This window comes from Rhizobium gallicum bv. gallicum R602sp (genome assembly GCF_000816845.1).
Classification (GTDB): Bacteria; Pseudomonadota; Alphaproteobacteria; order Rhizobiales; family Rhizobiaceae; genus Rhizobium; species Rhizobium gallicum.
Window position 1 is genome coordinate 1,293,201 of sequence record NZ_CP006880.1, and the last position, 11,997, is coordinate 1,305,197.

Consider the following 11,997-nt stretch of genomic DNA (forward strand, 5'->3'; position numbering starts at 1 on the left):
GATGGGGAGTGCTTTCTTCGACGAGGGAAAAGCGCATGCAGCCGGAGCGCCAGCAACTGGCTTGCCGGCCCGCTCGGCCAGGCCCTTAGGGCTTCGTCATGCCGCTTCGCTTCAAACCGCTGGCGCTCTCTTATGGATCCCGCAAGCCAGTCTGCTCGCTTATGCCGTCGGCGGCATTACAGATGGCGATGGACCTCGTGATGTCCTTTGGTCCGCCATTTTTGTGCTGGTATTCGGTATTGCAAAGGCGTTGCTTGACGCGGTTGGCGGCAAGATTGCCCTCGACAGCGCGCGGACCGAACTGAGTTTGAGGAGACAGGTTGCCGTTGCAGCGCTTGCCCGGCGATCGCCGATCGACGGCACGCGTCCTGCTTCCGGGCAGGTTGCGAGCATCCTCGGCGAGCAGGCGGAGCTTGTCGTTCCCTACTTCGCGCGCTTTTTTCCCGCTCGCTTCAAAGCGAGCGTCACCCCTCTGGTTATCCTTGCTTGCGTGCTAGCGACTTCCTGGGTTGCCGCGCTCGTGCTCTTCATTGCAATGCCATTTATTCCGCTTTTCATGGCACTCATCGGCTGGCGCGCACAGGCCGCCAGCGAAAAGCAGCTCGCTGCAACAGGCAGGCTCAATGCATTCCTTCTCGACCGGCTCCGTGGACTGGCCACGATCCGCTCGTTTAATGCAGTCGGGCTGACGGCTACGCGGCTGCGGGCAGATGCGGAAGACCTCAAGACACGCACCATGGCGGTGCTAAAAATCGCCTTTCTCTCCTCGGCCGTGCTGGAGCTCTTTGCTGCGCTCAGCGTCGCAATGGTCGCGGTCTTTGTGGGCTTCAGCCTCCTTGGCGAAATTCACTTCGGGACATGGTCGGGCAAGCTCAGCCTGGCCGAAGGCCTTTTCATACTCCTTCTCGCACCCGCCTTTTTCGAACCCTTGCGCGAACTCTGCGCCGTTTGGCACGACCGTGCCGCCGGAGAAGCGGCGATAAAGGCACTCGACAGCCTTTGCGAGCGCGGCGGCATTGAGATCGTAGATACGGAGAGCACCGGCCCGGCGCCGCGCGATCGGCTCGACATTGAATTCAACGATGTCAGCTTCCGTTACGATCGCTTGCGGCCTTCCGCGCTTACCGGCTTCAACTGTCTGATTACGGACGGTGAGCATGTCGCGCTTGCAGGTGCGAGCGGTGCGGGAAAATCCACGCTGCTTGCGCTGATCGCCGGTCTGGCACCGCCTCAGACGGGTGAAGTCCTGATTGATGGCCGGCCCGTGGATGCGGGCGTGCGCAGCACCATGGCCTGGATCGGCCAGTCGCCGCATATATTTGCCGGAAGCTTGGCGAGCAATGTCTTGCTGGACAGACATTGCAGCGTCCTGCAGGAGGCTTTGGCGCTTGCCAGACTGGACGGCGTTGCGGCCGCCTACGGCAAGCGGACACTCGGCGAAGGCGGTGCCGGACTTTCCGGCGGCGAAGCGTTGCGACTTGCGATCGCACGGGCGGCCGCCAATCCTTTCATTCGCATCATCCTGGCGGACGAACCGACGGCGCATCTCGACGCGGTGACTGCTGCGGAGATCACGGAAAGCCTGATTGCCCTTGCCAGCGAGCGGACGCTTATCGTTGCCACGCATGATGCGCGTCTTGCTGCGCGCATGGACCGCAGGATCGTCATCGATGCACCGTTCTTACAAGAGGCTGCTGAGTAATGAGAAAACTGATCCGGATCCTGGCGCCGATCCTCAAGCTTTTCTTTTCTGAAAACCCGCGTGGTTTATTGGCCGGTGCCTTGCTTTCTGCCGCCACGGTCATTGCGGGCCTTGCCCTGCTCGGCTTGTCGGGCTGGTTCATCACTGCCGCGTCGATTGCCGGTCTCTCTGCGACAGCCGTCGCCTTCGACGTCTTTGCGCCGGCAGCCGCAATCCGCCTGCTTGCAATCAGCCGTACGGCTGCGCGATACGGCGAGCGGATGACGACGCATGATGCGACGCTGGGCATATTGGCGGCGCTTCGTGAAACGCTTTTTCGTGGCTGGGCGGCACCTGATGCCGCACGCAATCTTCTCCGCCGGCCCTCAAAAGCGCTATTTCGCCTGACGGCTGATATCGATGCGCTGGATTCGCTCTACCTTAGAATTCTCGTTCCCATAGGTGCCGCGATCGGTGCCGCGGTTGTCGCGGTCGTCACGCTGGGCATCATGCACCCCGCCTTCGGGCTCACGGTCGGCGCGGTTTTGCTTGGCTCCGGCATCTGGGTTCCGATCGTCGCAGGCGGCCTTGCCAGCAAGCCTGCGCGGCGCCGCGCTTACGGCATCGAGGCGCTTCGCTCGCGCGCCATCGACCTGACCGCCGGCCAGACAGACCTCATGATGGCATCGCGCATAAAAGCGCAATGCGCGTCCGTTCTCGCAGCCGATCGCTATACCGCCAGGGCCGATCGTCATCTAAATCGGATCGAAACGGGCGTCACCCTGACCTTCGGCCTCGGCACGGCGATCTTGCTCGCCGGCTCGCTTCTTGCGGTAGCCGCGCTTGCCGAAGTAAAGGCGATCACTGCACCGGTTGCCGCATTGGGGCTGCTGATCGCCTTTGCAGCCGTCGAACCCTTCACGGCCCTGCGGCGCGGTGCCCTGGAATTCGGCCGTGTCCTAGTCGCAGCCAAGCGGATCGGTCCGCGCCTGACTGAAGAGACGTTGCGACAAATAAGAAGTGCCCCTGAAGCCGGTATCGCTCTTGGTCTGCAGGAGGTCAGCGTCAGACATGACGGCTGCGCCGCAGATGCGCTCCATGCCATCAGCCTTGAACTGAGGCTGGGTGAAGCATTGGCCGTCATCGGCCCGAGCGGTGCCGGAAAATCGACACTGCTGTCGCTGCTCGCAGATGAAATTGAGCCGCGCGTTGGGACTGCTGCATGCGTCGATGCGACGCTTCTGACACAAAAGACCGAACTCTTTCAGGATACGCTCGAAGGCAATCTGCGGCTCGCCAAGCCTGAGGCAAGCGACGCGGAGTTGCGCGAAGCGCTTGTCGCTGCGGGTCTGCTTTCGGAAGTCGAGGCTTTGCCGAAAGGGCTCGGCACACCTCTTGGCGAAGGCGGTTTCGGTCTTTCCGGCGGCCAGTCCCGTCGTCTGGCGCTTGCACGCCTCTTCCTTCGCGACACGCCGCTTTGGCTGCTCGATGAAGCGACGGAAGGTCTCGACAGCGCAACGGCAAGCGACGTCATGTCCCGCCTCAAGGACCGGGCGTATGGCCGTTCCCTCGTCATTGCATGCCATGCCCGCCGGGAGGCTGCGATCGCCGATCAGATCGCAGTCATCAAAGACGGTCGTATTACAGAACTATCGCGCCGTGGAGAGGCGGCGTTCGAAAGAGCGCTCGAGCGGCTAAGGCCGGATTGAGTGCTGCGCTTACCGCGGACGCCGGCGGCGCCCGTTCGAATCCTCTGGGACCGTGGGAAGAAAAACAATGGAACTAGATATCGTCGCGCTATCGCGCTTCCAGTTCGCCCTGACGGCGCTTTATCACTTCCTGTTCGTGCCGTTGACGCTCGGGCTGTCGGTGCTGCTCGCGATCATGGAAACGACCTATGTGATGACCGGCAGGCAGATCTGGCGGCAGATGACGAAATTCTGGGGCACGCTCTTCGGCATCAACTTCGTACTGGGCGTGGCGACCGGCATCGTCATGGAGTTCCAGTTCGGTATGAACTGGAGCTATTACAGCTATTATGTCGGCGACATCTTCGGTGCGCCGCTGGCGATCGAAGGGCTGATGGCCTTCTTTCTGGAAGCGACTTTCGTCGGCCTCTTCTTCTTCGGCTGGGACAAGCTGTCCAAAGTGGGGCATCTGGTTGCCACCTGGGCCGTGGCGCTCGGCTCCAACTTCTCGGCGCTCTGGATTCTGATCGCCAATGGCTGGATGCAGAACCCGGTCGGCTCGGCGCTCAACCCGCAGACCATGCGCATGGAGATTACGAGCTTCTTCGACGTGGTCTTCAATCCGGTCGCGCAAGCGAAGTTCGTGCATACGGTTTCTGCCGGCTACGTCTGTGCCTCGATCTTCGTGCTCGGTGTCTCGGCGTGGTACCTGCTGAGAGGACGCCATATCGAGCTTGCCAAGCGCTCGATGACGGTGGCCGCCTCCTTCGGACTTGCCTCAGCTCTCTCGGTGGTCGTACTCGGCGACGAGAGCGGCTATCTGGCAACGGAAAACCAAAAAATGAAGCTCGCCGCAATCGAGGCTATGTGGGAAACGGAACCGGCGCCTGCAGCCTTCACGGCCTTCGGCTTTCCAGACCAGCAATCGCGTGAGACGCATTTCGCCGTCCATATCCCATGGGTCATGGGGCTGATCGGGACACGCTCGCTGACCACCGAAATTCCAGGGATCGACAAGCTTGAACAGCAGGCCGAAACGCGTATCCGCGAAGGCATCAAGGCCTACGATGCGCTGATGCAAATCCGCGCGGCTTCAACACCGGCCGGCATTGCACAGGAGGTTCGTAGCTCCTTCGACGACCTGGGCCACCAGCTCGGCTATGCACTTCTATTGAAGCGCTATGTCGATGATCCGCGCCAGGCAACAGATGAACAGATTGCCCAGGCTGCACGCGACACGATCCCGCATGTACCGACCCTTTTTTGGTCGTTCCGCATAATGGTCGGGCTCGGCATGTTCTTCATCCTCCTGACGGCGATCTTCTTCTGGCTGTCGGCCCGCCGCCACCTCGACAAATATCCGCTGCTCCTGAAGGTCGCCGTTTTCGCCATACCACTTCCTTGGATTGCCATCGAGGCGGGTTGGATCGTGGCCGAGGTCGGCCGCCAGCCCTGGGTCATCGAAGGGGTGCTGCCGACGGCGATGGCAGTTTCCAGCCTGGGGGCAAGCACGGTGCTCCTCACCATCATCGGCTTTGCCGCACTTTATACGACGCTCATCGTCGTCGAAATGAGCCTGATGATCAAAGCGATCCGGCAAGGGCCCGATCCGGATGAGGAGCCAGACGCCGCACTTATTTCCGAAACCCTCGTACCAGCAGCGGAGTGATCGCCATGATCCTTCATCAACTCATCGACTACGAAACCCTGCGCGTCATCTGGTGGCTGCTGCTTGGCGTATTGCTGATCGGCTTTGCGGCAACCGACGGCTTCGATCTAGGTGTCGGCACGCTGTTGCCCTTTGTCGCGAAGACCGACACGGAACGCCGTATCGCAATCAACACGATCGGGCCGGTCTGGGAAGGCAATCAGGTCTGGCTGATCCTTGGGGGCGGCTCGATCTTCGCCGCGTGGCCGCCGCTCTATGCCGTTTCCTTCTCAAGCTTTTATCTCGCCATGTTCGCGGTCCTCTTTGCGCTCATCTTGCGCCCGGTCGGCTTCAAGTACCGTTCGAAGCGTGATAGTGCGCGCTGGCGCAACAACTGGGACTGGGCGCTGTTCATCGGCGGCTTCGTACCGTCGCTGATCTTCGGCGTTGCCGTCGGCAATGTGCTGCAGGGAGTGCCTTTCCGTTTTGCCGACGACATGCGCATTTTTTACGAAGGCTCATTCTTCGGCCTTCTCAATCCATATGCGCTGCTTTGCGGCTTGCTCTCGGTCGCCATGCTCGTGCTGCACGGCGCATCCTGGCTGGTGCTGAAGGCGAGCGGTCCCGTTGCCGAGCGCGCCAGAAACTATGGAAGTATCGCTGCCCTTTGCGTTGTCGTACTCTTCGGCCTTGGCGGCCTTTTCCTGGCGCTTGGCATTGATGGCTATCGCATCACCAGCACCATCAGCCCGGCCGGTCCGTCAAATCCGCTCTTGAAAACGGCGCAGCATGACGGTTCGTGGCTTGCGAACTACAGCACCTATCCGTGGCTGGCGATTGCTCCGCTACTCGGCTTGCTGGGTGCGGCGCTTTCGTTTACGGCAATGCGGGCGAGGCGCGAGGTCTCGACCCTGCTCTTCAGCAAGCTCTCGATCTTCGGCATCATCGCAACGGTCGGCGTCTCGATGTTTCCCTTCATTCTGCCCTCCTCGCTCGATCCGCGATCAAGCCTGACGGTCTGGGATGCTTCCTCGAGCCATATGACGCTTTTCATCATGCTCGTCGTTTCGCTGATCTTTCTGCCGATTGTCGCCGCTTACACTGCCTGGGTCTACAAAGTGCTGTGGGGCAAAGTCGACGAAAAGTCGGTTACCGACAAAAGCGGACACGCCTACTGAGGGAGACAAGAAGATGTGGTACTTCGCATGGATGCTCGGGCTGCCGCTGGCGGCCGCCTTCGCCGTCCTCAACGCCATGTGGTACGAGCTCGTCGACGACGAAGCAAAGAAGAAGAAACAATGACAAACAAAAAGGTCAGGGCAAAATCCCGGCCCTGAATGCGGCCTGCCACCGCCGTCCCGTCCCAGCAGCGACTTTGGTCAATCTGGCACAAGGATTGCGTCTTAATACCCATCGGAAGAATGGCGCGCGGGCAGGAGAAGATATGACGGTGTCAGTCACGGATATGATTGGTGCGACATGGCGTCTTGAAGACGCAATCCGGGAGGTGATCGCCGACCCGCAGAGTTTTCCCAATGAAACCAAACCTATGAAGGAAAAGGCTAAGATTCTACCCCATCTTCTGGTGCAGAAATATCCCCATCTCTCGGATATCGAAAACGAACTACGCGGCGTCTTCGAAACCTGCCGCCTGGCGATTGATCACAAATCGATCAGTCCGATCGTTGTAAAGGCAGCGATTGCCATTGCCGACGAATACCGGGAGATCATCATCAAGCTGAAGCACTGAATTTGCTGGTACGCGCGTCCCTAAAAACTTGGGGACAGAGCGGCTTCCCCGCTTCGCATTTGCTTGACCCTGCGTCATTCATGGTTGACGTGGCGTTCCGGGGACACTAGCACGCTTCTAAAAGGCATTCTGGGGACGTTTCCATGGAAATCTTTACTGCTGCGGGCCTGACTGCACTCCTGCAGGTCATCGCGATCGATCTTGTTCTTGCCGGCGACAACGCCGTCGTCATTGGCCTTGCTGCAGCCGGGCTTCCGGTCGTACAGCGCAAGAAGGCCATTCTGGTCGGCATTCTCGCCGCCACCGTTTTGCGCATTCTTTTTGCATCCGTGACGGTTCAGCTCTTGAGCATCGTCGGCTTGCTGCTTGCCGGTGGTCTGCTCCTGCTCTGGGTCTGCTGGAAGATGTGGCGCGAGCTTCGCTCCCAGCACGCAAACGGCGGGGAGATTGGTCTGGAAGGCGAAGCGTCCACCGGACCTAAGAAGACTTTCATGCAAGCTGCAACCCAGATCGTCGTCGCCGACGTGTCGATGTCGCTCGACAACGTGCTGGCCGTTGCCGGTGCCGCACGCGACCACCCGACCGTGCTTATCCTGGGCCTTGCGCTCTCGATCGCTATGATGGGTGTCGCGGCGAACATCATCGCCCGCCTGCTCAACCGCCATCGCTGGATCGCCTATGTCGGCCTGCTCATTATCCTTTATGTCTCCCTCGACATGATTCATCGAGGCGTCCTGGAAGTGTGGCCGCATCTCTAGCCTAAAGAGCTGACGCAATTGACCTTTTAAGCGGATCGGCGAGAGCCGTTCCGCTTTTCCTTCACAAACCGCGGCATCATCGAGGTCGAGGTCAGCGTCGATGGTGGGGCGGGCCATGCGCGCGCCGCCCTGGATGAGCGGCAAGGCTGGCTGGCAGTGCTACTCGCAGTTTTGGACGCCAGCCAGATCTGTGCGCGCCATAGACGCGACAGGTGCCGGGATGCTCGCCTCGCGCAATTCGACGTTGCCGAAATCAACGCGGCGAGCCTTCTGGCGATTGACAGCTTTTCTTCCTTATGTCGGTTTGCCTTGAAACACCGCGCGCTCGCCGACAAGGCCCTCGCCAACAACGTCGAAGAACGCGCGCACGCGAGCAGTCCCTTTCAGGTCGGTATGGGTCACGATCCAGAGCTCGCCTGATAATTCCGGGATAGGATCAGCAAGTGCGCGCACCAGTGCGCGATGACCGTCGCCGAGATAGCAGGGAAGCAGGGCAACGCCTATCCCGGCTTTGGCAGCGATCAACTGATTGACCAGACTGTTCGTTCGGTAGACGAAGGCAACGCCCGACGCCCGACGCGCGACTGCCGAGCCAGTCAGCGGCCGCGATCCCGGCAGTATGTTCTTCCCATCCGATCAGCGGATGCCCGACCACATCCTCACCGCGCGTTAACGGTCCGCCGATAGCGTCGAGAACCGCTGGCGATGCGTAAGCGTCCAGCCGACGTCAGCGAGTTTACGCCCCCAAAGATCACCCTCCTTCGGACGGACCGGACGGAGCGCGATATCAGCCTCGCGGCGGGACAGGCTCAGCACGCGATTATCGATCAAGAGCTCGACGACAATGCCAGGGTAAGCCTGACGGAACGCTGCGATATGCCGTGTCAGCATGCTGTATGCAAGTGTTTCGGAGGAGGTGATGCGCAGCCTGCCGGAGAGCCGATGATCGCGGCCCGCGAGATCGCGATCGAGCGAAAGCATCTCGTACTCCATGCGCTCGGCGGCGGCGGCCATCCGTTCGCCGGCAGGCGTCACCTGATACGATCCGCCCGGTAGGCGTTCGAACAATCGCACGCCAAGTCTCTTTTCCAGCGCGTTCAAGCGTCGAAACACGGTCGAGTGATCGATGCTGAGCGCGCCCGCCGTCGCTGTAAGACCGCCCGTCCTATGCACCGCCAAGACGAGCCGCAGCTCGTTCCAGTCATCCATTCCAGTCTCCACTCGCGGTACTCGCGGTTCCTAACATATAGCGCACTTGCAGGGATGCAAACGAGGCTGGCAAAATGCCAACGAGCTTTGCACCAATGTTGGGCGTATCTTTGTGCTTGTCGAATGACCTAGGGTCTCGTCGAACCGTGACAGCACGCGGGAAAAGACGTGACTTCAACCGAAAGGAGTAGCAGTGAAACTCTCTACTACGCCCCCGGAACCTGTGCGCTATCTCCCCACATCGTCGCCCTGGAAGCACGACGAGTTACGCTCGAACTTGGAGCGGGTGGATATCCGAAAGACGCCACACCTGAGCGAAGCGGGTGTGGATTTCGTGACAATCAATCCCAACCTCTACGCTCCGGTTTTAGAGTTCGACGACGGCTCGGTTCTTACCGAGGGTGTCGCCATCATCCAGTTTCTTGCCGACCTCAAGCCGGATGCCGGTCTGGTTCCGGTGCTAGGCTCGCCAGAGCGATATCGCTTCCAGGCCTGGCTGAATTTTATCGCGACCGAGCTTCACAGAATTTACAGCCCCTTGCTGTTTTCACCGTGAATATGGAACTCAGGCGCAGGACGTATCGCTCAGGAAGATCGCCGAGCGTCTTGATTTCGTCGAGAATCATCTTGCCAGGAGCGGACCCTTCCTGTTGGGCGACCGATTTACTGCCGCGGACGCCTACCTCTTCACCGTCGCCGGCTGGTCCGATTTCACCAAGGTCGATCTCATCGCTTTCCCGCGTCTCGGCGACTTCATGGCCCCCGCCGGTGCGCGCCCGACAGTTCGGGCAGCGATGACAGCCGAAGGAATGCAGGTGGCGGCCTGAAAAGGCGAGCATCCAATCCTCCAGTGTTAGTTGAGTTAAATCACTTAAGTGTCTCGAAATAGAAGGAGACTGTCTATGGGCGCCCCATCCCCTGAACTCTGCAACCTCTGGCTCGCCCGCGCTTTCAACGCTCATGATGTCGAAGCGGCGGCGGCGATGTATCATCCGGAAGCCTCCATCATCGAGGTCGATGAAGTCCACGGCGGGACCAAGATTGCCCGCGGGGCCGATGGCATCCGCCGTACCATGGCTGCCTATATCGGCCTCAAGCCGCACATGGATGTTGTCACCCACCACACCACGATCGCCGGAGATTTTGCCATGACCCGTTCGCAGTGGCTCATCAAGGGCATAAACGACGACGGCCAACCGACCGGAGTGCATCACCACGGCATGGAAGTTCACCGCCGGCTACCCGATGGAACCTGGGTGTTTTACATTGATCATCCATTTGGAGCCGATCCGGGCTGGGCCGCCGACGCACCCCCGCATACTGAGTAGGATGCGTGCCCCATGAACCTCAAGCCGCTACAGACGTGCCGCCTTGAGCAGCCAAATCAGATATGGGCCCGCCAATCAGCTGCAAAGAGCCATATGGGAACCTAATGGGATAGATGGGGACGCGCGGCGCAGATCAAAACGGTAGCACCGATGAGGATGCTCGTGGCAAGCTGATGCGCCGGTTTCGGGAAGCCCATCAATCTCGCAAAATGCGGAGCGACCTCCAGACCGGCAATCGGATTGCCGGTCACGCGCTGCATGATGAAATCTGCAGCCACCAGCATCGCCCCCCGCTGCGCGCCCGCGGCTGTAGTGCGCGGCAGGCGAAACGGCAGTAGGTCAGAGATGAGTCATGATAGCCTTTCTTGCAACGAGCATTTCATGTCGACAACAGCGCCGATGGGCAACAGAAACCGGGCGCACAAGCGCTGCGCGATAGGTTTCATGTCGACCGTGTCAAAGCCCGTAAAATCGCTCACCGTTTGACGCCCAGATCTTTTGCTGGTCGGCGGCGGGCAGGCTCTTCATGGCGCGATCGAGCGTCTCGATCCAGCGGCTGTAATCCGCGACGAGATTGACGACAGGCCAGTCGCTGCCGAAGACGAGGCGATCGGGTCCGAAAATGTCGAACACCGTCTCGAGATAAGGTTGAAGCCGCTCCGGCGTCCAATCCGGCCCGTCCTCGGTCACGATACCGGAGATCTTGCAATGTACATGGTCGAGATCACGGAAGCGTTCCATGTCGCGCCGCCAGGGTTCAAAGTTGCCGCTTCCGATTTCGGGCTTGGCCATATGATCGACGATCACCGGCAGATCGGGATAGCGCTCGATAAACCTCACCGTGTTGAGGATATGTCGCGGCTTGATCAGTGCGTCAAACCGCAGTCCATGGTCGATCATGGCGCGGAAAGCCGGATCGAGCTCTTTTTTCAGGATCCAATCTTCTTCAGGCAGATCCTGAAGATAGGGACGGATGCTCTTCAGCTTCGCGAAGCGTGCCCAGTTCCCAAGGTCGTCGGTGGCCGTCGGCGCGAGAAGATCAAGCCAGGCAACAACGCCCTTGATGAAATCCCGGCCGTCGGCAAGACCGAGAAGATAGCCGGTTTCATGAACAGAAGACGCAGCCGATACGACAACGACGCCCTCGACATTGTTCTTCTCCATGAGCGGAGCGGCATCGCGCGGCCCATAGTCACGATAAAGCACCTTGTCATCCTGCGACATCCACAGCGAATAGTAAGGCTCCATCGCCAGCGTCCAGAAATGCATATGGCAATCAACGCGCCGCATCGCCTTCCTCCCTTAAATGTCTTTCGGCGCGACAAAGAAGCTCAGAAAACCGGACGGTTCGCAAGTGCATTCAGGTTCGAAATGCGATTGAAATTCCTCGTGCATCAGATACTTTCCAAGGTCATTTAGATCCCGATCGTTCTGGTCCTGTACGCCCATGAGCTTTGAATCCGTCCGCGCATTTTTCAGCGCACATGCACCTGAGATCGAAATCATCGAAACCGCCGAAAGCTCTTCGACGGTGGCGCTTGCGGCCGAAGCGCACGGAGTCGAGCCGGGGCAGATCGCCAAGACGATCTGCCTCAGGGTCGGTGATGAGACGATGCTCGTTGTCGCAAGCGGCACGGCTCGCCTCGACAATCGAAAATTCAAGGATGCATTCGGCGGCAAGGGCCGCATGCTTGGACCGGAAGAAGTTCTGGAAGTCACCAGCCATCCGGTGGGCGGTGTCTGCCCCTTTGGATTGCCCGTCCCACTTCCAGTCTATTGCGATGTTTCATTGAAGCGTTTCGACGAAGTCGTGCCGGCGGCCGGTTCCACGCATTCGGCGGTCCGTATCGCGACGGAGCGGCTGGCCGAACTCACCAGAGCCAAATGGGTCGATGTCTGCCAATAAGTCGCGGCGGCGAACTTCAAATTGTCAAG

General features: G+C 59.8%; 15 protein-coding genes. 11 read left to right on the plus strand and 4 right to left on the minus strand.

All coding sequences use genetic code 11. The annotated features are described in order from the left end of the window. Nucleotide 1 precedes the first annotated feature (1 nt). From cydD to RGR602_RS29275, 7 genes are all read left to right on the plus strand, one after another. Nucleotides 2–1,702, plus strand: coding sequence for a thiol reductant ABC exporter subunit CydD (gene cydD, locus RGR602_RS29245; protein ID WP_040115507.1), 1,701 nt, complete (start codon nt 2–4; stop codon nt 1,700–1,702). Continuing rightward, nucleotides 1,702–3,390 (plus strand): amino acid ABC transporter ATP-binding/permease protein, encoded by a 1,689-nt coding sequence (locus RGR602_RS29250; protein ID WP_040115508.1) that lies wholly within the window; start codon nt 1,702–1,704, stop codon nt 3,388–3,390. The genes cydD and RGR602_RS29250 overlap by 1 nt, the downstream gene beginning before the upstream one ends. Before the next feature lie 67 nt (nt 3,391–3,457). After that, the gene (locus tag RGR602_RS29255; RefSeq protein WP_040115509.1) at nt 3,458–5,038 is read left to right on the plus strand and encodes a cytochrome ubiquinol oxidase subunit I; all 1,581 of its coding nucleotides are present in this window, start codon (nt 3,458–3,460) and stop codon (nt 5,036–5,038) included. Between the two features lie 5 nt (nt 5,039–5,043). Then, a complete protein-coding gene (gene cydB, locus RGR602_RS29260) occupies nt 5,044–6,195 on the plus strand; it encodes a cytochrome d ubiquinol oxidase subunit II (RefSeq protein WP_040115510.1) in 1,152 nt (383 codons plus the stop codon). A gap of 13 nt (nt 6,196–6,208) precedes the next feature. Further along, nucleotides 6,209–6,319 (plus strand): cytochrome bd-I oxidase subunit CydX, encoded by a 111-nt coding sequence (gene cydX / locus RGR602_RS35205; RefSeq protein WP_040115511.1) that lies wholly within the window; start codon nt 6,209–6,211, stop codon nt 6,317–6,319. Nucleotides 6,320–6,461: 142 nt separating this feature from the next. Beyond that, the gene (locus RGR602_RS29270; RefSeq protein WP_040115512.1) at nt 6,462–6,767 is read left to right on the plus strand and encodes a hypothetical protein; all 306 of its coding nucleotides are present in this window, start codon (nt 6,462–6,464) and stop codon (nt 6,765–6,767) included. A 143-nt stretch (nt 6,768–6,910) separates the two neighbouring features. Beyond that, on the plus strand, nt 6,911–7,525 hold the full coding sequence (locus RGR602_RS29275; RefSeq protein ID WP_040115513.1) for a TerC family protein: 615 nt from the start codon (nt 6,911–6,913) through the stop codon (nt 7,523–7,525). Nucleotides 7,526–7,819: 294 nt separating this feature from the next. Here the strand turns inward: RGR602_RS29275 and RGR602_RS38920 are convergent, their stop codons facing one another. Both RGR602_RS38920 and RGR602_RS38925 read right to left on the minus strand, forming a co-directional pair. Then, on the minus strand, nt 7,820–8,146 hold the full coding sequence (locus RGR602_RS38920) for a LysR substrate-binding domain-containing protein (protein WP_323808298.1): 327 nt from the start codon (nt 8,144–8,146) through the stop codon (nt 7,820–7,822). 48 nt (nt 8,147–8,194) lie between these two features. Beyond that, nucleotides 8,195–8,734 carry a LysR family transcriptional regulator gene (locus RGR602_RS38925; protein ID WP_223844080.1) on the minus strand — a complete coding sequence of 180 codons (540 nt, stop codon included), beginning with the start codon at nt 8,732–8,734 and terminating at the stop codon, nt 8,195–8,197. Between the two features lie 193 nt (nt 8,735–8,927). Between RGR602_RS38925 and RGR602_RS38930 the strand changes: the two genes are divergently transcribed. From RGR602_RS38930 to RGR602_RS29290, 3 genes are all read left to right on the plus strand, one after another. Then, entirely contained in the window at nt 8,928–9,290 is a 363-nt protein-coding gene (locus RGR602_RS38930) for a glutathione S-transferase family protein (RefSeq protein WP_223844081.1), read from the plus strand. Then, nucleotides 9,235–9,561, plus strand: coding sequence for a glutathione binding-like protein (locus RGR602_RS38935; RefSeq protein ID WP_223844158.1), 327 nt, complete (start codon nt 9,235–9,237; stop codon nt 9,559–9,561). Before RGR602_RS38930 ends, RGR602_RS38935 begins: the two co-directional genes overlap by 56 nt. Before the next feature lie 75 nt (nt 9,562–9,636). Next, on the plus strand, nt 9,637–10,062 hold the full coding sequence (locus RGR602_RS29290) for a YybH family protein (protein WP_040115514.1): 426 nt from the start codon (nt 9,637–9,639) through the stop codon (nt 10,060–10,062). A 101-nt stretch (nt 10,063–10,163) separates the two neighbouring features. On the opposite strand, the gene RGR602_RS29295 is transcribed toward RGR602_RS29290, so the two are convergent. Together RGR602_RS29295 and RGR602_RS29300 are read right to left on the minus strand one after the other, a co-directional pair. Next, on the minus strand, nt 10,164–10,340 hold the full coding sequence (locus RGR602_RS29295) for a hypothetical protein (protein WP_166677410.1): 177 nt from the start codon (nt 10,338–10,340) through the stop codon (nt 10,164–10,166). Between the two features lie 178 nt (nt 10,341–10,518). Further along, complete coding sequence (locus RGR602_RS29300) at nt 10,519–11,352, minus strand: amidohydrolase family protein (RefSeq protein ID WP_040115516.1); 834 nt, start codon at nt 11,350–11,352, stop codon at nt 10,519–10,521. Between the two features lie 157 nt (nt 11,353–11,509). Here RGR602_RS29300 and RGR602_RS29305 point away from each other — a divergent pair, with 157 nt between their 5' ends. Continuing rightward, nucleotides 11,510–11,968, plus strand: coding sequence for a YbaK/EbsC family protein (locus RGR602_RS29305; RefSeq protein WP_040115517.1), 459 nt, complete (start codon nt 11,510–11,512; stop codon nt 11,966–11,968). Nucleotides 11,969–11,997 lie beyond the last annotated feature (29 nt).

Bases quoted from the DNA above. Each gene is read 5' to 3' on its own strand.
- RGR602_RS29290 (WP_040115514.1), top strand. From the start codon at position 9,637: ATGGGCGCCCCATCCCCTGAACTCTGCAACCTCTGGCTCGCCCGCGCT.
- RGR602_RS29305 (WP_040115517.1), top strand. From the start codon at position 11,510: ATGAGCTTTGAATCCGTCCGCGCATTTTTCAGCGCACATGCACCTGAG.
- cydX (WP_040115511.1), top strand. From the start codon at position 6,209: ATGTGGTACTTCGCATGGATGCTCGGGCTGCCGCTGGCGGCCGCCTTC.
- cydD (WP_040115507.1), top strand. From the start codon at position 2: ATGGGGAGTGCTTTCTTCGACGAGGGAAAAGCGCATGCAGCCGGAGCG.
- RGR602_RS29255 (WP_040115509.1), top strand. From the start codon at position 3,458: ATGGAACTAGATATCGTCGCGCTATCGCGCTTCCAGTTCGCCCTGACG.
- RGR602_RS38925 (WP_223844080.1), bottom strand. From the start codon at position 8,734: ATGGATGACTGGAACGAGCTGCGGCTCGTCTTGGCGGTGCATAGGACG.
- RGR602_RS29300 (WP_040115516.1), bottom strand. From the start codon at position 11,352: ATGCGGCGCGTTGATTGCCATATGCATTTCTGGACGCTGGCGATGGAG.
- RGR602_RS29275 (WP_040115513.1), top strand. From the start codon at position 6,911: ATGGAAATCTTTACTGCTGCGGGCCTGACTGCACTCCTGCAGGTCATC.
- cydB (WP_040115510.1), top strand. From the start codon at position 5,044: ATGATCCTTCATCAACTCATCGACTACGAAACCCTGCGCGTCATCTGG.
- RGR602_RS29270 (WP_040115512.1), top strand. From the start codon at position 6,462: ATGACGGTGTCAGTCACGGATATGATTGGTGCGACATGGCGTCTTGAA.
- RGR602_RS29250 (WP_040115508.1), top strand. From the start codon at position 1,702: ATGAGAAAACTGATCCGGATCCTGGCGCCGATCCTCAAGCTTTTCTTT.